This is a genomic window from Cnuibacter sp. UC19_7 (genome assembly GCF_042699995.1).
GTDB lineage: Bacteria > Actinomycetota > Actinomycetes > Actinomycetales > Microbacteriaceae > Cnuibacter.
Genome location: NZ_CP170560.1, coordinates 3,747,339 through 3,766,175, shown reverse-complemented (window position 1 = coordinate 3,766,175; position 18,837 = coordinate 3,747,339). Strand labels below are relative to the sequence as shown.

Genomic DNA, 18,837 nt, shown 5'->3' with positions numbered 1-18,837 from the left:
CACGCTGTCGTCCCGCCGGCTAGGCCTTCTTCATGTAGGCACGGACGGTGAGCGGGGCGAAGATCGCCACGATGACGGCCGCTCCGAGGAGAGCCAGCCAGGCATCCGCCCCGAAGGCCCCGCTGTTCGTGAGATCGCGGACCGCCGAGACCAGGTGCGAGACCGGGTTCACGTTCACGAAGCCCTGCAGCCAGGTGGGCATGGTGTCGGGGTTGACGAAGGCGTTGGACAGGAACGTGAGCGGGAACAGGACGAGGAACGAGATGCCCTGCACGCTCGACGCGCTGCGCGCGATGACGCCGAAGAACGCGAAGATCCAGCTGAGCGCCCACGAGCAGACGATGACGAGCAGCCCCGCGACGACCACCGAGAGGAGCCCGCCCTCGGGACGGAATCCCATGATGAAACCCATCACGAACACGAGTGTCGTCGCGATCGCGTAGCGCACGGTGTCGGCCAGCAGTGCCCCCGCGAGGGGCGCGATCCGGGCGATCGGGAGGGACTTGAAGCGGTCGAACACGCCCTTGTCCATGTCCTCCCGGAGTTGGATGCCCGTGACGACCGACGTCGTGATGACCGTCTGCACGAGGATGCCCGGGATGATGATCGGCAGATAGCTCGCCACGTCGCCGGCGATGGCGCCGCCGAAGATGTAGGTGAACATCAACGTGAAGATGATCGGCTGGAGCGTGACGTCGATCAGCTGCTCGGGCGTGCGCCGGATCTTCAGCAGCCCGCGGTACGCCATGGTGAACGAGTTGCGCACCGACTGGCCGAGGCTGACGTGGTTGACGAGCCGCCGCTCGGTGCCCGGGGTGATGGTGAGGGTGCTCATGCGCGGGTGGTCTCCAGTTCGCGCTCGGGGGCGGCATCCGTGTCGGATGCGCCGTCGTCGTCGCTCGCCGGTCGTCCGGTGAGCGTGAGGAAGACCTCGTCGAGGCTCGGCTTCTGCACCGAGAGCTCGGTGACCCCGATGCCCTCCGAGCGGAGCCGGATGAGGAGGTCGGTGACCGTGTCGGCGTCGGACATGGGTGCGGTGATGCGCCCTGCCTCGGGCGAGAGCACCGCATCGACGCCGAGCACCTCGGCGATGGCACGACGTGCTGCGTCGGCCTGGGTGGCATCCCCCAGAGTCAGCTGCAGCGACGAGCTGCCGACCGAGGCCTTGAGCTCGTCGGCCGTGCCCTCCGCCACGACCAGTCCACGGTCGATGACGGCGATGCGGTCGGCCAGCTGGTCGGCCTCATCGAGGTACTGCGTCGTCAGCAGCACCGTCGAGCCGGTCGACACGAGCCGGCGGATGGTGTCCCACATCTGCGACCGCGTCCGCGGATCGAGGCCCGTGGTCGGCTCGTCGAGGAAGATCAACGGCGGCTGAGCGATGAGGCTCGCCGCCAGGTCGAGGCGTCGGCGCATGCCGCCCGAGAACTTCTTCAGCGGACGCGTCGCCGCCTCGGTGAGCCCGAACTCCTCCAGCAGCTCGGCCGACTTCGCCTTCGAGTCCCTCACGCTCAGGCCGTTGAGCCTCGAGAAGAGCACCAGGTTCTCGGTGGCCGACAGCGTCTCGTCGACCGACGCGTACTGCCCGGTCACACCGACCAGCTGGCGGACGATCTGCGCCTCGCGCACCACATCATGACCGAACACGGTCGCGCTCCCGCCGTCGGGCTTCAGCAGCGTGGCGAGCATCCGGATGGTCGTGGTCTTGCCCGCCCCGTTCGGGCCGAGCACCCCGTACACGGTCCCGGCGCGCACCGTGAGGTCGACACCGTCGACCGCCCTGTTCGCGCCGAACGTCTTGACGAGCCCATGGGCCTCGACGGCCCACTCCGTGGTGGTCACGGTCTCTCCTTGCGTCTCACGCCGACCCCGATCGGATCGACGAGGACCACCCTCCTCCCGGCCGCTGACGCGGCGCTCACGTGCCGCTGACGCGAGCCCGGCGGCGCGTCAGAGGGGCTCGCGCTCTCATTAGTGAGCGAAGCTCCACTTTTGCTGATAGATTCTCACTCATGCACAGATCTCGCGCACTCACCTGCCTGGTCGCGACCGGCATCGTCGCGGTAGCCGCCCTCGGCTTCGCCTCGTCCGCTTCGGCGGCACCAGAAGTCATCGATCCGTACATCACCGTCCCGAGCGGCTCGACTCCCGATGCTACGGTCATGAACTCCGCGGGAGACACGTTCGTCCTGGACACGACGAACAACAAGGTCTTGCGCTACTCACCGGGCAACCCCACGCCGTTCGGTTACACACTCGGTGCAGGTGCGATAGCGCGTGACATCGGGATCGACGGGGCGGACAACGTCTACGTCTCCGACAACGCCGGGGCGATCGCTCAGATCACCCGTTCGGGCACCTTCACCCCATCTTGGCGCTCGATGCCCATGGGTTACACGGCGGGGAACATCGACGTTGAGACGGACGGCACCGTCCACGTCGTCGCGAGCGGCACGAACACTCTCGCGACCTTCACGCAAGCCGATACGACAGCCTCCGTGAAGACGCTCCTCGGAACTGCGCGTGACGTCGACTCCGACGCGGCCGGCAATGTCTACGTTGCGACCTCGCGACCTACCGTGACGCGGATCACGCCCGCCGGCGTCATCGACGACAGCTACATCGGCCTGGAAGCTGGTGTCGACCCCGAGGACCTCGCCGTCCGCGACGACGGGAGCCTCTTCGTTCTCGACGCCATCACGCGGAAGCTCTTCGAGTACGGAGCAACCCCTGGCGCTCCGAGGGTGAGCAGCAGCGGCCTCACGGACGTCTTCGAGATCGCCCTCGACTCACGCGGATCCGCATACTTCGCTTCTGCGTCGACCTCGACGGTGAAAAGCATGCCGCACGCGGACTCCACACCCACCACGGTCGCGTCGTTCATCCCCGGCAGCGCAGCTGCGGCGGTGACGATGACCGCCGATCAGCAGCTTCTTTTCTCATACTCCCGCTTAGGCATCGTGGTCGACGTCCCGCTCCTGCCGAAGATCACCTCGCCGACCATCAACTCCACGGGCACCGTCGGGACGCCGTTCTCTACCGTCATCACGACGTCCGGCCTCGATGACGTCATGGTCTCGACCGGCACACTTCCCGCGTGGCTCACGTTCGACCCCGTGACGAACACGGTCAGCGGCACGCCCACCGAGGCCGGGACGTACACCTTCGAGTACTCAGCGTCGAACGCGCTCGGCGACACGCCCGACCAGACAGCGACGATCACCATCAGCGGAGGCCCGATGCCGAGCCCGACGCCCTCGCCCACCGGCGGATCCACGGCGGGTGGCAGCACCGGTGGCAGTAACGGCACAGGGAGCGCGAACACGAGCTCGTCCGGGAGTCGAGGCACACTCGCCTCCACGGGCTTCGACGCCGAACCCCTCATCCTCATGGCCAGCTTGCTGATGACCGCGGGCGCCGCCGCAGCCTTCACCAGGGCACGTCGCAGCCGCGCCCGCTGAAGTCGGGGCGCGAGGCTCCCACGTCAGACGTGCTGAGCCTCTCACTCTGCATCGGCCCTCATCGTCAATCGAAAGGTGCTTCAGCATGTTCCGCTCTCGTGCTCTGCTCGTCGCCGCAGCGGCGGGCGTCATTGCGGCAGTCGCCGGACTGCCCACAGTCGCTCAGGCAGCCCCAGCACCGATCGACCCGTGGGTGCAGTCCACAGGCACCGCCGGGGTCATGACCGTCGACTCCGGCGGCAACGTCTACATCGTGAACCTCGGTGACATGAAGATCGACAAGTACGGTCCCGATGGTGATCGCTTGGCGCGCTATGACCTCGATCCAGCGTCGCTACCCAGAGACATCGGAGCCGACGGGCTCGGCAACGTGTACGTCGCCGACGACGGACTCGGGACGATCGCTCGGATCAGCCCGACCGCCGGCCTCGAGAAGAAGTGGCTGCCCGTTCCGACCGGCAGCCCCTCAGCGATCGACGTCCGAGCCGACGGGACGATCTACATCGCGTCCTTCGGGTCGAAGAACGTCTACCGTCTCAACCCGGCGGGTGCCCTCGATCTGTTCATGGTGGCTCACGCGCCTGTCGGCGATGTGGGCAGCTCTCCCTCGGGAGACGTCCTCACCGCCAACGACGACGGCACGATCTCCAAGATCGCCGCGGACGGGACGTTCACCGACGTCCTGGTCACCCTCACGCGTGGTGCGGATCTGACGGACATCGAGGTGCGGAAGGACGGCAGCTTCGTGGTGTACAACGACACCTACACGACTATCAGCGAATCCAGCCCGTCCGGGAGCACGATCAGGTCGACCGTGTGGCCGAAGAAGATCTTCGACATCACGCTCGACAGCGCGGGAGACATCTACTTCGTGGACACCGATTCGAGAGTTCTCAGGACCATGCCGCATGCCGGCGGCGACTCTCCCCTTCCGGTTGTCAAGTTCGCTTCGAAGGGGACGGCACAGAGCCTGGTCATGTCCGATCGGCAGATCCTCTACACCTCGTGGGGAAGCGATCCGACCATCTCGGCGGTACCTCTGCTGCCCGAGATGAGCTCCCCCGCGATCTCGGCCAGCATCCCAGAAGGAGGAACCTTCACGAGTTCGGTCACCTCGTCGGGGGGACTCGATCCGACCTCCTTCGCTGCGGTGGATCTGCCCAGCTGGCTGACACTCGACCCGATCAGAGGCACGCTCTCAGGCACTGCCACCGTCGCGGGCACGTATCGATTCCAGCTCGTCGCAATGAACAAGGTCGGGGAATCGGATCCGCAGCCGGCCGAGATCATCGTGACCCCGGCCGTCGTGCCGACCCCGTCACCCAACCCGACCTCAGGCGGCACGACCGGCGCGGGCGGAAGCGGCTCGGGCTCAGCGGGGAACCCGGCCGCCGGTGGCGGCTCGGGGTCTGCCGCGACGGGTCGCGGGGCGCTCGCATCGACCGGGCATGACGGCGCCGTCGCACTCGCGGGCGCGCTGACCGCGGGAGGGATCGCGCTCGCCGGGGTGGCGGGCATGGTCCTCACGTGGCGCCGACGCGAGGTGCGAGCGAATGACTGACGACGTCGCGCGCCCGTCAACCCAGGTGGGCGGGCCGCTCAGGCGAGCTGGGCGCGCAGAGCCTCGGCTGAGGTGACGGGGAGGCGGCAGACGAAGTCGAGGCAGCGGTAGGCGGTCGGCCGGCCCTCCATCGTGGAGCGGCTCTCGAGCAGCGAGAACCCGGCGGCCGCGAGCTCCGTCGCCTGCGACTCCGAAGCCACCACGACCGTCGCGCGGTCGAGGGTGCGCGCCACCCCGAGCACGCCGCCGGAAGACGTGGACACCGACGCCCCCGCGTCCGACGCCCCCGCGTCCGGCGCCGCCGCGTCCGGCACCACCACGACCACCTGCTCGTGCGCGCCCTGGAGGCGCGCCACCACGTCGAGGAGCGCACCGAACGCGATCGGCTGCCCGACTGCCGGGGCGGCGAGCGGGGCGACCAGCGCGACCGCAGCCGCCCGGTACCGGGCGTCGCCCGTGAGGTCGTACAGCGTGAGGGCGGCGGATGCGGTGGCGCTGCGCCCCGACGGGTACGCGCCCTCCGACGGGTCGGGGCTCACCGCGACGCCACGTGCGGCGAGCACGGGGTCACCGGTCCCCGGTGCCGACAGTCCCGCGTCGATCACGCCATCGACGAGCCTCCGCGCAAAGCCGGCGTACCGCGCCGACCCGGTCACGCAGGCCAGGCGGACGAGCCCCTCGGCGAACATACCGTGGTCCTCGAGCGTCGCCACCGCGGTCGACACGGAGCCGCCGAGAGAAGCGCGGACGAGCATCCCGTCGGCCCCGACGTGGTGCGCGAGCAGCCAGTCGGCGGTCTCCGCGGCGGCCGACACGAAGTCAGGCCGCTCCAGGGCGAGACCCGTGTGGGCGAGCGCGCCGATCGCCAGGCCGTTCCATCCGGTGAGAACCTTACGGTCGAGCGCCGGCGGATCCTGGCGGGCGCGATCGGCGGCCGAGAGCGCGTAGTAGCCGCCCTCGGTGCGGGTCCCGTCGACGATGCTCTCCGAGTCCTGAGCGGAGGCGAACACCCCTCCCTCGACCCTCAGCACGTCGAGGAGGAAGCCAGCGATGCCGAGCGCCGCGTCCGCGGCCCAGCTCTCGCCCGTGCGCGCGGCCGCCGACATGTAGGCGTCGAGGAGGACGGCGTTGTCGTAGAGCATCCGCTCGTAGTGCGGGTCGCTCCAGTCGGTGCGGGTCGCGTAGCGGAAGAAGCCGCCCTCGACGGCGTCGCGCAGAGGTGATGCCGCCATGGCGCGCAGCGTCCGCAGCGACAGGTCGACGCCGGCCCCCTCCGACCGCAACAGGAACCGCAGGACGGGCGCCACCGGGAACTTGGGCTCGGTCCCGAACCCGCCGTGGGCGGTGTCCTCGACCGCCGCGAGCGCGCTCACCGCCGCCCCCAGGTCGACCTCCGGAAGCTCGTCGCCCCCGGGGGCGAACGCCTCCCCCGCCGACGACAGCGCCGCCGCGAGCTCGCTCGCGATCGTGTCGACGTCGGAGCGCCGCTGCGTCCACGCCTCGGTCACCGCATCCAGCACCTGCCGGAACGACGGCCGACCCTGCACGGGCACGGGCGGCCAGTAGGTGCCGGCGTAGAAGGCCGCGCCGGCGGGCGTGACGAACACGTTGAGCGGCCAGCCGAGGTCGCGGGTGAAGGCGCCCGCGGCCGCGAGGTGCACGGCGTCGACGTCCGGATGCTCCTCCCGGTCGACCTTGATCGCCACGAAGCGCTCGTTGAGGTAGGCGGCCAGCGCGGGGTCGGAGAACGACTCGCGGGCCATGACATGGCACCAGTGGCAGGTGGCGTATCCGATGGAGACCAGCACCGGGACATCTCGCTCACGCGCGACGTCGAACGCCTCCGACCCCCAGGGATACCAGTCGACCGGGTTGGAGGCGTGGGAGCGCAGGTAGGGGCTGATCGCGTCTGCTAGGCGGCCGGCCATGGGGTTCAGTCCGCTCGCACGACGGCCCGCTCGCCGGCGGGCACGGCCACTCGAAGGCGGTTGGACGCCGGCGGGAGCGGGCACACGTACCCGTCGGCGAACGCGCAGTTGGGGAGGTACGCACGGTTGAAGTCGACGATCGCGGCGCCGTCGTCCCCCTCGACGCGGATCTTGAGGAACCGGAACCCGTACGTGTCGACGCCGTTCGTGGCGTCGCCGAAGGTGGCGAACTTCTCCGGACCCTCGCCGGTCACGACGAACGATGCCGTCTCTCCGCCGATCTCGAAGCGCACGTGACCTGCGACGGTCGTGTCCTGCACGTACCCGTCGATGGCCTCGATGCCGAGCGACTCGTCCACGGCGGGCGTGAACACCCCGTGCGTCTTCCACTGGGCGTCGAGGGGGAAGACCGCGATCCGGTCGAGCGAGGCCCGGCTCGGCGCCTCCGGATCGAAGACCCGGAGGGCGATCTGGTCGTCGCGATGCATGTGCTTGAGCAGGACCCCGCTCATCAGCACCTCAGCGCCCGGCTCGATCGTCAGATCGTCGCCGACGATGTCGCCGCGCTCGATGCGCCACTCACCCGGGAGGCCGGGCAGCGCCTGCGGCGTCGTGCCGAGCCAGTGCGTCGCGGAAAGCGCGGCGATGCCGAACTCTCCGTCGACCGCGGCCCATCGCTGCTGCCGCCACCGGTTCCATCCGTCAGAGAACTCGCTCACCCCTCCACCCTAGGACGGGCGGAGCGGGCTCGGGCGTCGCCGGCAGGACCACACCCCCACGGGCGTCCGGCGGTAGGATGGAGGGCTCATGTCGGACACCTCGGCCCTCCCCCGCATCGTCTTCCCTCCGGAGCTGCCCGTCAGCCAGAAGAAGGACGAGATCGCGCGCGCGATCGCCGAGAACCAGGTCGTCATCGTCGCGGGTGAGACCGGCTCCGGCAAGACCACGCAGCTGCCGAAGATCTGCCTCGAGCTCGGCCGCGAGCACATCGGTCACACCCAGCCGCGCCGGCTGGCGGCACGCACCATCGCGGAGCGCATCGCCGAGGAGCTGGGCCAGGAGGTGGGCGGTCTCGTCGGATACCAGGTGCGCTTCACCGACCGCGCGTCGGCCGACACCCGCATCAAGCTGATGACCGACGGCATCCTGCTCAACGAGATGAATCACGATCGGCTGCTCAGCCGCTACGACACGATCATCATCGACGAGGCGCACGAGCGCAGCCTCAACATCGACTTCCTCCTCGGCTACCTCAAGCAGCTGCTGCCGCAGCGCCCCGACCTCAAGGTCATCATCACGAGCGCGACGATCGACCCCGAGAGCTTCGCGCGGCACTTCGCGGATGCGGAGGGCACGCCCGCGCCGATCGTCGAGGTGTCGGGCCGCACGTTCCCGGTCGAGATCCGCTACCGCCCGCTCTCTCCCGACGACGACGTCACCGATCCCGGCGAGGACGCGGAGGAGGACACCGACGTCGACGCTCCGCGCCGGGCGACGACGCGGAGCTCCGCCGACGCCGGTGCCCCCGCCCAGGATCGCGACCTGTTCGACGCGATCGGCGACGCCCTCGACGAGCTCGCCCGCGAGGCGCCCGGCGACGTGCTCGTCTTCCTCTCGGGCGAGAACGAGATCCGCGACGCGGAGGAGGCACTCCGCGGCCGCCTCACCGCCCAGGGCGGCGCCGCCGGGCGCACCGAGCTGCTCCCGCTCTACGGCCGGCTCAGCGCGGCCGACCAGCATCGCGTCTTCGAGCGCAGCAGCACGCCCGGCGTGAGCCGCCGCGTCGTGCTCGCGACGAACGTGGCCGAGACGAGCCTCACCGTGCCGGGCATCCGCTACGTCATCGATGCCGGTACCGCCCGCATCAGCCGCTACAGCGTTCGCGCGAAGGTGCAGCGGCTGCCGATCGAGCCCATCTCGCAGGCGTCGGCGCGTCAGCGCTCCGGCCGTTCGGGCCGCACCAGCCCCGGCATCGCCATCCGCCTGTACTCCGAGACCGACTTCGAACGGCGACCGGAGTACACCGATCCCGAGATCCTCCGCACGGGCCTCGCCGCCGTCATCCTGCAGATGATCTCGTTGAGGCTCGGCGACATCCAGGCGTTCCCCTTCCTCACGCCTCCCGACTCGCGGGGTGTGAAGGACGGACTCGACCTCCTGGCCGAGCTCGGCGCGATCTCGCCGGGAAAGCCGGGAAAGCCCGGAACGACCGCCGCCGACGGCCCGCGGCTCACCAGGGTGGGCCGCGACCTCGCCCGCCTCCCCATCGAGCCGCGGTTCGCGCGCATGGTCGTCGAGTCGCGTCGCACAGGCAACACGCGTGAGATCCTCGCGATCGTCGCCGGTCTCACGATCCAGGACGTCCGCGAGCGCCCCCTCGAGCGCCGTCAGCGCGCCGACGAGCTGCACGGGCGGTTCACCGACCCGACGAGCGACTTCCTGTCGCTGCTGAACCTCTGGAACCACCTCGAGGAGAAGCAGTCCGAGCTGTCGTCGAGCGCATTCCGGCGGATGTGCAAGGCCGAGTTCATCAACTACCTCCGGGTTCGCGAGTGGCAGGACCTGTACCGTCAGCTGCGCCGTCTGGCGAAGCCGCTGAGCCTCGAGATCGGCGAGCCGCGGGTCGATCCCGACGGCATCCATCGCGCGATCTTGAGCGGCCTACTCAGCCACATCGGACTGCGCGATCTTGAGAAGCGCGACTACCTCGGCGCCCGCCAGACGCGGTTCTCGATCTTCCCGGGATCGGCGCTGGCGAAGAAGCAGCCTGCCGCGGTGATGAGCGCCGAGCTGGTCGAGACCAGCCGCCTCTTCGCACGGATGAACGCCGCGATCGACCCCGCGTGGGCCGAACCGCTGGCCCGCGACCTGCTGAAGCGCACCTACTCCGAGCCGCACTGGGAGAAGAAGCAGGGCGCCGCGGTGGCGTACGAGCGCGTCACCCTCTACGGCGTGCCCATCATCCCGCGCCGCCGCGTGCAGTTCGCCCGGATCGACCCGGCCTACGCCCGGGAGCTGTTCCTCCGTCACGCTCTCGTCGAGGGCGAGTGGGACTCGCAGCAGGCGTTCGACCGCGCCAACCGCGCCTTCCGGAAGCAGCTCGAGCAGCTCGAGGAGCGCAGCCGTCGCCGTGACATCGTGACCGGCGACGAGGCCGTGTTCGACTTCTACGACGCCAGGATCCCGCGCGACGTCGCGACGGTGCGCGACTTCGAGGGCTGGTGGCGCAAGGCCCGGGCCGACGACCCCGACCTCCTCACCATGACCCTCGAGAACCTCCTCCCCGAGGGGGCGCCCGAGGTCGACGAGGAGGAGTACCCGACGAGCTGGCGGCAGGGTGACCAGCGTCTGGCCCTCGCCTACCGCTTCGAACCGGGCGCACGCGACGACGGCGTCACCGCGACCGTGCCACTCGCTCTCCTCCCGCGTCTCCGGCAGTCCGCCTTCGAGGCGCAGGTGCCCGGCCTCCGCCGCGACCTGGTGGTGGCGCTCATCAAGTCGCTGCCGAAGCGGCTGCGCGTGCGCTTCGTGCCCGCGACCGACTGGGCGGCGCGACTGCTCGAGACCCTCGAGGCGGAGGCACGCGGATCCGGTGGCGACGTGTCGCAGGCCGACTTCCTCGACCTGCTCGCCGGAGCCATGACGCGCCTCGGCCACGAGCGGGTCACCGCCGCCGACTTCGACCGGGAGCGGATCCCCGACCACCTGCGGGTCACCTTCCGGGTCGTCGACGACCGCGGCCGGACCATCGGCGAGGACAAGGATCTCGAGTCGCTCCAGGAGCGTTTCCAGGATCGCGCGCGGTCGAGCGTCGCGAAGGTCGCCACGGCGGCCCGCCGCGATCCGATCGAGCGCACCGGCCTCACCCGGTGGGACTTCGGCGACCTCCCCGACCACGTCGACACGAAGGGCCAGGGCGGTGTCGTGCGTGCCTACCCGGCGCTCGTCGACGAGGGGTCGACCGTGGGCATCCGCCTGCTCGCCACCCCAGCAGACCAGGCGCGTGAGACGCCGGGCGGCGTGCGCCGGCTGCTCGTGCTGGCCGTGCCCTCCCCCGCGAGCTACGTGAAGGAGCACCTGACGCAGAACGAGCGTCTCCTGCTCGCGACCGCCCCGTATCAGAGCGTGCAGGCGCTGCTCGACGACGCCATGCTCGCCTGCGCCGACGACGTGCTGAGGCGGATGCACCCTGACGGGATCGTCCGGACGCCCGGCGACTTCGAGGCGGTGCGCGATGCGCTCTCCGGGTCGGTGCTCGGGCTCCTCGACGACACGGTGGGCACGATCGTGCGCATCCTCGAGGCCTCGCGGCGCACCGAGCGGGCGCTCAAGCAGGTGACGAGCATGTCGCTGCTGTCGGCGCTGGGCGATGCGCGTGAGCAGGTCGCGGCGCTGCTGCCGAGGGGCTTCGTCTCGCTCACTGGCCTCGCCCGGCTGCGCCACCTGGTGCGCTACCTCGACGCCGTCACCTACCGCCTCGAGCGGCTGCCCGACAACCCGGGACGCGACCGGGCGTGGCAGAACGAGGTCGAGACGGCGACGTCGAGGCTCATCGACGCCGGCGGCAGCATCCCGGCCGCTCCGTCGGCGCCCGCACATCTCGTGCGTGCACGCTGGCTGATCGAGGAGCTGCGGGTGAGCCTGTTCGCCCAGCAGCTCGGCACCGCCGAGCCGGTGTCACTGCAGCGCATTCAGAAGGCTCTCGCGGGCTGAATCCCCGCGGACGCGCCCCGACCACCGAGCCGCCGAGCGCGCCGGATGCGATCCCAGGCGGACGCGATAGGATCGTCAGCTTGTGAGTTCCTACGCCGATCTTCTGAGAACCCGCGGAGTCGCGCGCATCATCGCCGCGCAGCTGACCGCCCGGTTCCCGTTCGGCATGCTCTCGCTCGCCTTCCTGCTGCACATCGAGCACACTTGGGACTCCTACGGTGTGGCGGGCCTCGTGCTCGCGGCGCTGAGCATCGGGCAGGCGATCGCCGGCCCGCTCACCAGCCGGCTCATGGGACGGCTCGGGATCCGGCCGGTCATCATCGTGACGATGATCGTCTGCGCCATCGGGATCGCGGTCATCGCGCTGGTGCGGCTGCCCGTCCCCGCCGCCATGGCGGTCGCCTTCATCGCCGGTCTGGCGACACCGCCCGTGCAGCCCGCGGTGCGCACCATCTACCCCAAGCTCGTCAACTCACGCCAGCTCACCCCCCTGTTCTCGCTCGACGCCTCCGCCCAGGAGATCATCTGGGTACTCGGCCCGGTGATCGCCACCGTCGCCGCCACGCAGGTCTCGACGGTCGCGGGCATCCTGCTGGCCGTCGCGTTCCTCGTCGTCGGCGGAACCTGGTTCGTGGCCAGCCCCGAGGTGGGGCGCGTGCGCATCCCGCGCAGCCGTCGGAAGCTCGGCGTCGTGCTCAAGAAGCCGGCCGTGCTGCTGGCGACCGTCGTCGGGTTCCTCCTCATCGCCGCCTGTGCCGCGATCGAGGCGGGAGTCGTCGCGACCTTCGGCGAGGGCGGTCTCGAGGCGGGCCTCGTGCTCGCGGTGTTCTCGGTCGGCTCGCTCGTCGGCGGCCTCTCGTTCGGCCACCGGCCGATCGGCCCCTGGGCGCTGGCGCTGCGGATGGGCGTCGTCTTCGTGGGCACGGCACTCGCCGCCGTGTGGCTCAACGTGTGGTGGCTCGGGGCGCTGCTCTTCCTCGCCGGCGTCGGCATCGCGCCTGCTCTCGCGGTGATGTTCGCGATCGTGTCGTCGAGCGTGAAGTTCTCCGACACCGCCGAGGCGTACGGCTGGGTCGGCACCGGTCAGCTGATCGGGGCCGCGGTGGGCTCGGCCGTCGCCGGCTTCCTCATCGACGGCGTGGGCCCGACGGGCGCGTTCCTCGCTGCGGCGGGCATCGCTCTCCTCGGCTTCCTCGTCCCCGCGTTCGGGCGGCGATGGCACCCCGATCTCCGCGGCCGGGAGGCGGGCCCCATCCCCGACACGGAGCCGGTCAGCGTCACGAGCTGAGCACCGCCGACGAGCTCTGAGGCCCCTGGCCTACGCTGGATCGGGTGACCACTCCCCACGTACCGCTGCTCACCATGAACGACGGGCGGAGCATCCCGCAGCTCGGCTTCGGCGTCTACAAGATCCCCGACGACGAGGCCACGGAGGCGGTGCAGACCGCGCTCGAGGTCGGCTACCGCCACATCGACACGGCGAGCTTCTACGCCAACGAGCGCGCCGTGGGCGAGGGCATCCGCCGCAGTGGACTCCCCCGCGAGGACGTCTTCGTCACCACCAAGGTGTGGAAGGACGACAACGGCTTCGACTCGGCGCTCCGCTCGTTCGACGAGAGCATCGGACGGCTCGGCCTCGACTACGTCGACCTGTTCATGATCCACTGGCCGGCGCCGAGGAACGACCTCTACGTCGAGACCTGGCGCGCTCTCGAACGGCTTCACGATGAGGGCCGAGTGCGATCGATCGGCGTCGCGAACTTCCACACCAAGCACCTCGACCGTCTGGCACGTGAGACCGACACCGTGCCGGCGGTCAATCAGGTCGAGCTGCACCCGTGGCTGCCGCAGGCCGATGTGCGCGCCTACGACGCCGCCCACGGCATCCTCACCGAGGCGTGGTCGCCGCTTGCCCGGGGCTACGTGCTCGACCCGGAGCGGATCGGGCCGGTCACCGCGATCGCCGAGCGCCACGGCAGGACGCCCGCCCAGGTGATCCTGCGCTGGCACGTCCAGCTCGGGAACGTCGTCATCCCCAAGTCGGTGACGCCGTCGCGCATCCGCGAGAACCTCGACGTCTTCGACTTCGAGCTCGACGCCGACGACCTCGCCGCGATCGCGACGATGGAGACCGGCGAGCGGACAGGCAAGGACCCCGACGACAACAACTGACGCCGGGGCCCTCGAGGATGATGCTGTGCGATCAGTCGCGCAGCGACTCCTTGTAGTCGTTCTTGGCCTTGGTCGCGTCGCGTTCCGCCTCGGCGCGCTTCACATCGTTCTCGGCCTTCGCCTCGTCGATGCGGTCGCCGATCCGCTCCTTGGTGTCCTCCACCGTTCGGCTGATCTTCTCGCCGGTGGCCTTCGCTGCGTCCTTCGCGTCGTCCAGGATTCCCATGGGCGCTCCTTCCTCGAGTCCTCGGCAGCCGTGAGGTCTGCTCGCCGTCCAACCTATGACGGTCGACCCTCATGCGCTCGTGACCTCCCCGTGATCTCCCAGCCCGCATCCGGCGGACTGATAACGGACTCATCACCGACCCATAACGATCGGGTGACCATCGCCGCATCCGGAGGCGTACGGCATGCTCGATCCCTACAGTGACCGGCATGAGAAGACTCCCCGTCCTCCCCGTCCTCGCCGCCGTCGTCGCGGGCGTGCTGCTGCTGTCCGGATGCTCGGCTTCGTCGCAGAGCTCGTCCTCTGGTGGCGGTGGAGTCGCCCAGGAGGGTGGGCCCGCACCGCAGCAGGGCGACCGATCGGGCGCGGCAGACGGCGAGGCGTCGACCGATGTCCAGGCCTCCGACCAGAAGGTCGTGACCACCGGATGGGTCACGATCACCACCGACGACCCGATCGCCTCCTCCGACACCGTGGTGGCGCTCGTGGACGAGCTCGACGGACGCATCGACAACCGCAGCCAGCAGGCGGGCACCGAAGGTCAGCCGGCGTCGGCGCAGCTCACGCTCCGGGTGCCCGCCGACCGGGTCGACGAGGCCCTCGAGCGGTTGAAGGACGTCGGGTCGATCGACTCCGTGTCGCTCACCGCCGACGACGTGACCCTGCAGTCGCGCGACCTCGAGGCCCAGATCACGGCGCTGCGGGCCTCGATCGACCGCCTCCTCGCCCTGGTGGGCAGCGCGGCGACCACAGCCGACCTCATCGAGCTGGAGACCGCGATCTCCGACCGCCAGACGCAGCTCGACAGCCTCACCGCGCAGAAGCAGTACCTCGACGACCAGGTCTCGTACTCCACGATCACGCTCACCCTGCAGACGCCGGCGGCGGTCCCCGAGGTCGTCCCGGGTGACTTCTGGAGCGGACTCGCCACAGGCTGGGCCTCGCTCACCACGGCCGCGGCGGGCTTCCTCGTGCTTCTCGGCGTGCTGCTGCCGTGGCTGGTGCTCGCCGCGATCGTGGTCTTCGTGGTGCTGATGCTCGTGCGGCTCAGCCGCCGCCGTCGCGCCGCGGGGGCCGGCTCGCGTGGATCGGCCGCCACCGAGGGCGCCGCGTCGCCCCACCCGAGTGGCACGTTCCCGGTCGCGCCGCGGGTGACCGCGCCCGGTACGAGCGCTGCTCCGGCGACGGTGCAGAGCGCGCCCACCACCCCGCAGGCCGCGCCCACCACGGTCGCCGATCCCCGGTCGGCGTCCGCGCCCGCACGCGAGGAGGAACGCCCCCGCGACTGATCACGGGCATCCGCGGCTCAGTCGGGGACGGGCCCGAGGAGCGCGTTCGCCACGGTGCCGTGGGCCGACTCACCGTCGGAGGGGTGGAAGAGACCGGCCACGACGTCGCGGTAGAGGCGGCCCAGCTCGCTCGACGACGCGATGGCGGAGCCGCCCGACACCCGGAGCGCCTGGTCGACCACGAACCGGGCGCTCTCGGTCGCCCTGACCTTCAATCCCACGAGCTTCGGGAACCAGGCCACGCCGTGGTCGGCGAGCTGGTCGACGTCGCGCGCGAGCGCGGCGATCTGCGGCGGGATGCCCTCGTGCGCGATGCTCGCCTCGGCGACCTTCCAACGGATGTCGGGATCGTGCGCGTACGGCCGTCCGTCGTTCTTGAGCGACCGACGGCGGTGCGCGGCCTCGACGGCCAGCTCAACCGCCCGCTGCGATATCCCGGTGTACACGGCGGAGACCAGGATCTCGAAGCACGAGAAGATCGCGAAGATCAGCGGGTCGGCGCTGGGACCCTCGGGCAGCCGCCGGAAGACGCGCTCGGCCGGAGCGACGGCGCCGTCGAGCACCGTGGTGCGGCTCTGACTGGCGCGCATCGCGAGCGTGTCCCAGTCGTCGAGCGTGGTCACCCCGGCGGTCTCGCGATCGAGGAACGCGTGCACCAGCAGGGGTCGGGCGGCGTCGCTGTCGTCGAGGCCGAAGACCCCGAGGCGCGTCCAGGCGGGCGCGAGCGACGTGAAGATCTTGCGACCCGTATAGGCGTAACCTCCGTCGGCGCGCGGCTCGGCTCGGGTGGTGGAGCCGAACAGCACGAGGTCGTTGCCCGCCTCGCTGTTCCCGAACGCGAACACCTCGCCCCGTGCAGCGTCGTCGAGCACCCAGGCGAGCGAGTCGTCGCCCCGGTCGAGCAGCGCCTTGGCCACGCCGGTCCACACCAGGTGCATGTTGATGCCGAGCGCGGTCGCGGGCGCCGCGGTGGCCAGCCGGGTCTGTTCCGCGGCCACCCGTTCGAGCCCGAAGCCGAGTCCTCCCCGATCGATGGGGGTGAGCATCCGCAGCCAGCCGATCTCGGCGAGGTCACGGAGGTCGTTGTCGAAGAAGGTGTTCTCGCGGTCGTGGACTGCCGCCCGGGAGCGGATGCGCTCGAGCAGCGCGTCGTCGAGGATCGACTCGGTCACGTCGTCGCCTCAGTCGGGCTGTCCGCCTGCGAGCGCCTCCGCGTGCCCGGCGGAGAGGCGCAGGTAGGTCTCGGCATTGCGGCGGATCTTCTCGTGCTCGTCGTCGGTGAGCTCGCGCCGCACCTTGGCGGGCACCCCGGCCACGAGCGACCGCGGCGGCACCACGGTGCCCTCGAGCACGACCGCTCCGGCGGCGACGAGCGACCCCGAGCCGATCACCGCGCCGTTGAGCACGGTGGCGCTCATGCCGATGAGCACGTCGTCCTCGATCGTGCATCCGTGCAGCACCGCGCCATGACCGACGCTGACCCCCGCGCCGATGGTGGTCGGGATGCCCGTGTCGCAGTGCACGACGACGTTGTCCTGCAGGTTCGACCGCTCCCCCAGAATGATGGAGTCTGTGTCGCCGCGCAGCACGCTGCCGTAGAAGACGCTGGCGCGGGGGTGCACGGTGACGGCGCCGATGAGGGTCGCCGTCGGCGCGATCCACGCGCTCACGTCGACCACGGGCACGGACTCGCCGAAGGGGATCCTCATGGTCCCTCACTCTAATGAGTCACCCCGAACCTCATGAGTCACCCCGACCCTCATGAGCCACCCCGACCCTCATCAGTGACTACGACCCGCCCCAGGTCGGAAGCGTCCTGGTCGCTGCGATCGCCGCCCGGTCGATACAGTGGCAGCATGGACGATCCCGTGGCCTCGGTGTCGCTCATCGTCGAAGCGTTCAGCTGGATCGGGGTGGCGCTCGGCATCGTGCTGCTCGTGATCGGCCTGCTGCGGGGCGCGTACTTCCGCGGCTGGCGCAAGACCGACGGCGTGGTCGTCGTCGACGAGGGCGGGCGGCGCGCGTACCGCTGGCTGGGCGACGACGCGGTGCTGTACGAGGCGCCCGCCGACGACGACGACACGCAGGTCCTCGACCCGGGCGACGGCGTCACCGTCTACGTCAGCCCGCGCGACCCGTCCGTCGGGCGGATCGACGATCCCCGCCACGAGGGCCGCGCCTTCCGGATCAGCGGCAGCATCCTGCTCGGGGTCGGCGTGGTCTCGTCGGCGGTCTCGCTGGTGCTCAGCGCATGAGCGGGTCGCCGGGGAACGCGCGACGGCTGGCAGGCCTCGTGCCGCTGGTGAGGATGCGCGGCCGCGACGTCGACGAGCGCGACCGGGTGTCGAGCCCGCTGGAGCTGCTCTTCGACCTCACGTTCGTGGCCGCCGTGTCGGCCGCCGTCGGGCCCTTCGCCCACATGATCGAGCTCGACCACGTGGCAGAGGGCATCGCGCCCCTGCTCATGGTGTTCTTCGCGATCTGGTGGGCATGGCTGAACTTCACCTGGTTCGCCTCCGCCTACGACACCGACGACGTGCCGTACCGCCTTCTCACCATGGTCCAGATGGGCGGCGTGCTCGTGCTCGCGGCCGGGGTGCAGCAGGCCTTCGAGGTGGGCGACTACACGCTCCCCACCATCGGCTACGCGATCATGCGGTTCGCCATGGTGGCGCAGTGGCTGCGCGTCGCGGTGTCCGACCCGGAGGGCCGGGCCACCGCCCTCCGCTACGCGATCGGCATCAGCATCGTGCAGGTGCTGTGGATCGTGAGGCTGTTCGTCACCCAGGGCTTCCCCGACTGGCTGCTCGTCGCCGCGTTCGTCGCGCTGGCGCTGTGCGAGCTGGCCGTCCCGCTCGTGGCCGAGCGTCCGAAGCTGACGCAGTGGCACCCGCACCACATCGCCGAGCGGTACGGCCTGTTCGTCATCATCCTGCTCGGCGAGTCCGTGCTCGCCTCGACCGTGGCCGTGCAGCAGATCGTCAATGCCGGAGCGGCGACCGGCCTGTTCGTGCTGCTCGCCGCCTCCGCCCTCGCCCTGCTCTTCGGGCTGTGGTGGATCTACTTCCTCGAGCCTGCCCACGAGGGCCTCGAACGCAGGCGGGGCCTGTCGTTCTGGTGGGGCTACGGGCACTACGGCATCTTCGTCGCGCTCACCGCCGCCGGCGCGGGGCTCGAGGCGGCCGTCGTGTCGATGGAGGGCCACGACGGCGTCGACCCCACGGTCGTGGCCTACGGGGTGGCCATCCCGGTCGCGGTGTTCCTCACCCTGATGTGGGTGCTCTACCGCCCGCTCACCGGACCGACCGTCATCCCGCCGGTCGTGAGCCTCGGAGCGGCGGTCGTCGTCCTGATCCTGCCGCTCATCGCCCATACTGTCGGGATCGCCGTGGTGGTGCTGCTCATCGCGCTCACCGTGGCCGCGGTGGTGGCGGCGACCATCCTGTACCGCCGCGTCCGTCCGCCCGTGATCGTCGACTGAGGCGGA

The 18,837-nt window shown here is 70.4% G+C and carries 15 protein-coding genes; 8 read left to right on the top strand and 7 right to left on the bottom strand.

The window, feature by feature from the left end; genetic code table 11:
• Nucleotides 1–19: 19 nt before the first annotated feature.
• Nucleotides 20–835: an ABC transporter permease gene (locus ACFJGV_RS18105; protein ID WP_378145560.1), complete on the bottom strand. Its 816-nt coding sequence runs from the start codon at nucleotides 833–835 to the stop codon at nucleotides 20–22.
• Nucleotides 832–1,842, bottom strand: coding sequence for an ATP-binding cassette domain-containing protein (locus ACFJGV_RS18100; RefSeq protein ID WP_378145558.1), 1,011 nt, complete (start codon nucleotides 1,840–1,842; stop codon nucleotides 832–834). Before ACFJGV_RS18100 ends, ACFJGV_RS18105 begins: the two co-directional genes overlap by 4 nt.
• Nucleotides 1,843–2,012: 170 nt before the next feature.
• Between ACFJGV_RS18100 and ACFJGV_RS18095 the strand changes: the two genes are divergently transcribed.
• Both ACFJGV_RS18095 and ACFJGV_RS18090 read left to right on the top strand, forming a co-directional pair.
• Entirely contained in the window at nucleotides 2,013–3,461 is a 1,449-nt protein-coding gene (locus ACFJGV_RS18095; protein ID WP_378145557.1) for a putative Ig domain-containing protein, read from the top strand.
• Nucleotides 3,462–3,546: 85 nt separating this feature from the next.
• Nucleotides 3,547–5,022, top strand: a complete 1,476-nt coding sequence (locus tag ACFJGV_RS18090; protein ID WP_378145555.1) for a putative Ig domain-containing protein — start codon at nucleotides 3,547–3,549, stop codon at nucleotides 5,020–5,022.
• A 38-nt stretch (nucleotides 5,023–5,060) separates the two neighbouring features.
• Here the strand turns inward: ACFJGV_RS18090 and ACFJGV_RS18085 are convergent, their stop codons facing one another.
• Nucleotides 5,061–6,950, bottom strand: coding sequence for a thioredoxin domain-containing protein (locus tag ACFJGV_RS18085; protein ID WP_378145553.1), 1,890 nt, complete (start codon nucleotides 6,948–6,950; stop codon nucleotides 5,061–5,063).
• Between the two features lie 5 nt (nucleotides 6,951–6,955).
• On the bottom strand, nucleotides 6,956–7,669 hold the full coding sequence (locus tag ACFJGV_RS18080) for a DUF1684 domain-containing protein (protein ID WP_378145551.1): 714 nt from the start codon (nucleotides 7,667–7,669) through the stop codon (nucleotides 6,956–6,958).
• An 88-nt stretch (nucleotides 7,670–7,757) separates the two neighbouring features.
• Here ACFJGV_RS18080 and hrpA point away from each other — a divergent pair, with 88 nt between their 5' ends.
• The 3 genes from hrpA (at nucleotide 7,758) to ACFJGV_RS18065 (ending at nucleotide 13,835) form a co-directional block, all read left to right on the top strand.
• Nucleotides 7,758–11,663 (top strand): ATP-dependent RNA helicase HrpA, encoded by a 3,906-nt coding sequence (hrpA, locus tag ACFJGV_RS18075; protein WP_378145549.1) that lies wholly within the window; start codon nucleotides 7,758–7,760, stop codon nucleotides 11,661–11,663.
• 82 nt (nucleotides 11,664–11,745) lie between these two features.
• Complete coding sequence (locus ACFJGV_RS18070) at nucleotides 11,746–12,951, top strand: MFS transporter (protein WP_378145547.1); 1,206 nt, start codon at nucleotides 11,746–11,748, stop codon at nucleotides 12,949–12,951.
• Between the two features lie 74 nt (nucleotides 12,952–13,025).
• Complete coding sequence (locus tag ACFJGV_RS18065) at nucleotides 13,026–13,835, top strand: aldo/keto reductase (RefSeq protein ID WP_378148777.1); 810 nt, start codon at nucleotides 13,026–13,028, stop codon at nucleotides 13,833–13,835.
• A 31-nt stretch (nucleotides 13,836–13,866) separates the two neighbouring features.
• On the opposite strand, the gene ACFJGV_RS18060 is transcribed toward ACFJGV_RS18065, so the two are convergent.
• Nucleotides 13,867–14,061, bottom strand: a complete 195-nt coding sequence (locus ACFJGV_RS18060) for a hypothetical protein (RefSeq protein ID WP_378145546.1) — start codon at nucleotides 14,059–14,061, stop codon at nucleotides 13,867–13,869.
• A 209-nt stretch (nucleotides 14,062–14,270) separates the two neighbouring features.
• Between ACFJGV_RS18060 and ACFJGV_RS18055 the strand changes: the two genes are divergently transcribed.
• Nucleotides 14,271–15,350: a DUF4349 domain-containing protein gene (locus ACFJGV_RS18055; protein ID WP_378145544.1), complete on the top strand. Its 1,080-nt coding sequence runs from the start codon at nucleotides 14,271–14,273 to the stop codon at nucleotides 15,348–15,350.
• Nucleotides 15,351–15,367: 17 nt separating this feature from the next.
• Here the strand turns inward: ACFJGV_RS18055 and ACFJGV_RS18050 are convergent, their stop codons facing one another.
• Together ACFJGV_RS18050 and ACFJGV_RS18045 are read right to left on the bottom strand one after the other, a co-directional pair.
• Nucleotides 15,368–16,522 (bottom strand): acyl-CoA dehydrogenase family protein, encoded by a 1,155-nt coding sequence (locus ACFJGV_RS18050; protein ID WP_378145542.1) that lies wholly within the window; start codon nucleotides 16,520–16,522, stop codon nucleotides 15,368–15,370.
• A gap of 9 nt (nucleotides 16,523–16,531) precedes the next feature.
• On the bottom strand, nucleotides 16,532–17,059 hold the full coding sequence (locus tag ACFJGV_RS18045; protein WP_378145541.1) for a gamma carbonic anhydrase family protein: 528 nt from the start codon (nucleotides 17,057–17,059) through the stop codon (nucleotides 16,532–16,534).
• A 147-nt stretch (nucleotides 17,060–17,206) separates the two neighbouring features.
• On the opposite strand from ACFJGV_RS18045, the gene ACFJGV_RS18040 reads away from it, so the two are divergent.
• Both ACFJGV_RS18040 and ACFJGV_RS18035 read left to right on the top strand, forming a co-directional pair.
• A complete protein-coding gene (locus tag ACFJGV_RS18040) occupies nucleotides 17,207–17,605 on the top strand; it encodes a DUF3592 domain-containing protein (protein WP_378145539.1) in 399 nt (132 codons plus the stop codon).
• The gene (locus ACFJGV_RS18035; protein WP_378145537.1) at nucleotides 17,602–18,831 is read left to right on the top strand and encodes a low temperature requirement protein A; all 1,230 of its coding nucleotides are present in this window, start codon (nucleotides 17,602–17,604) and stop codon (nucleotides 18,829–18,831) included. The genes ACFJGV_RS18040 and ACFJGV_RS18035 overlap by 4 nt, the downstream gene beginning before the upstream one ends.
• The last annotated feature ends 6 nt before the right edge of the window (nucleotides 18,832–18,837 follow it).

Excerpts from the sequence above, each read along its gene's own strand:
- ACFJGV_RS18065 (WP_378148777.1), top strand. The coding sequence starts at position 13,026 with ATGAACGACGGGCGGAGCATCCCGCAGCTCGGCTTCGGCGTCTACAAG.
- ACFJGV_RS18105 (WP_378145560.1), bottom strand. The coding sequence starts at position 835 with ATGAGCACCCTCACCATCACCCCGGGCACCGAGCGGCGGCTCGTCAAC.
- ACFJGV_RS18035 (WP_378145537.1), top strand. The coding sequence starts at position 17,602 with ATGAGCGGGTCGCCGGGGAACGCGCGACGGCTGGCAGGCCTCGTGCCG.
- ACFJGV_RS18040 (WP_378145539.1), top strand. The coding sequence starts at position 17,207 with ATGGACGATCCCGTGGCCTCGGTGTCGCTCATCGTCGAAGCGTTCAGC.
- ACFJGV_RS18095 (WP_378145557.1), top strand. The coding sequence starts at position 2,013 with ATGCACAGATCTCGCGCACTCACCTGCCTGGTCGCGACCGGCATCGTC.
- ACFJGV_RS18085 (WP_378145553.1), bottom strand. The coding sequence starts at position 6,950 with ATGGCCGGCCGCCTAGCAGACGCGATCAGCCCCTACCTGCGCTCCCAC.
- ACFJGV_RS18055 (WP_378145544.1), top strand. The coding sequence starts at position 14,271 with ATGAGAAGACTCCCCGTCCTCCCCGTCCTCGCCGCCGTCGTCGCGGGC.
- ACFJGV_RS18060 (WP_378145546.1), bottom strand. The coding sequence starts at position 14,061 with ATGGGAATCCTGGACGACGCGAAGGACGCAGCGAAGGCCACCGGCGAG.
- hrpA (WP_378145549.1), top strand. The coding sequence starts at position 7,758 with ATGTCGGACACCTCGGCCCTCCCCCGCATCGTCTTCCCTCCGGAGCTG.
- ACFJGV_RS18090 (WP_378145555.1), top strand. The coding sequence starts at position 3,547 with ATGTTCCGCTCTCGTGCTCTGCTCGTCGCCGCAGCGGCGGGCGTCATT.
- ACFJGV_RS18045 (WP_378145541.1), bottom strand. The coding sequence starts at position 17,059 with ATGAGGATCCCCTTCGGCGAGTCCGTGCCCGTGGTCGACGTGAGCGCG.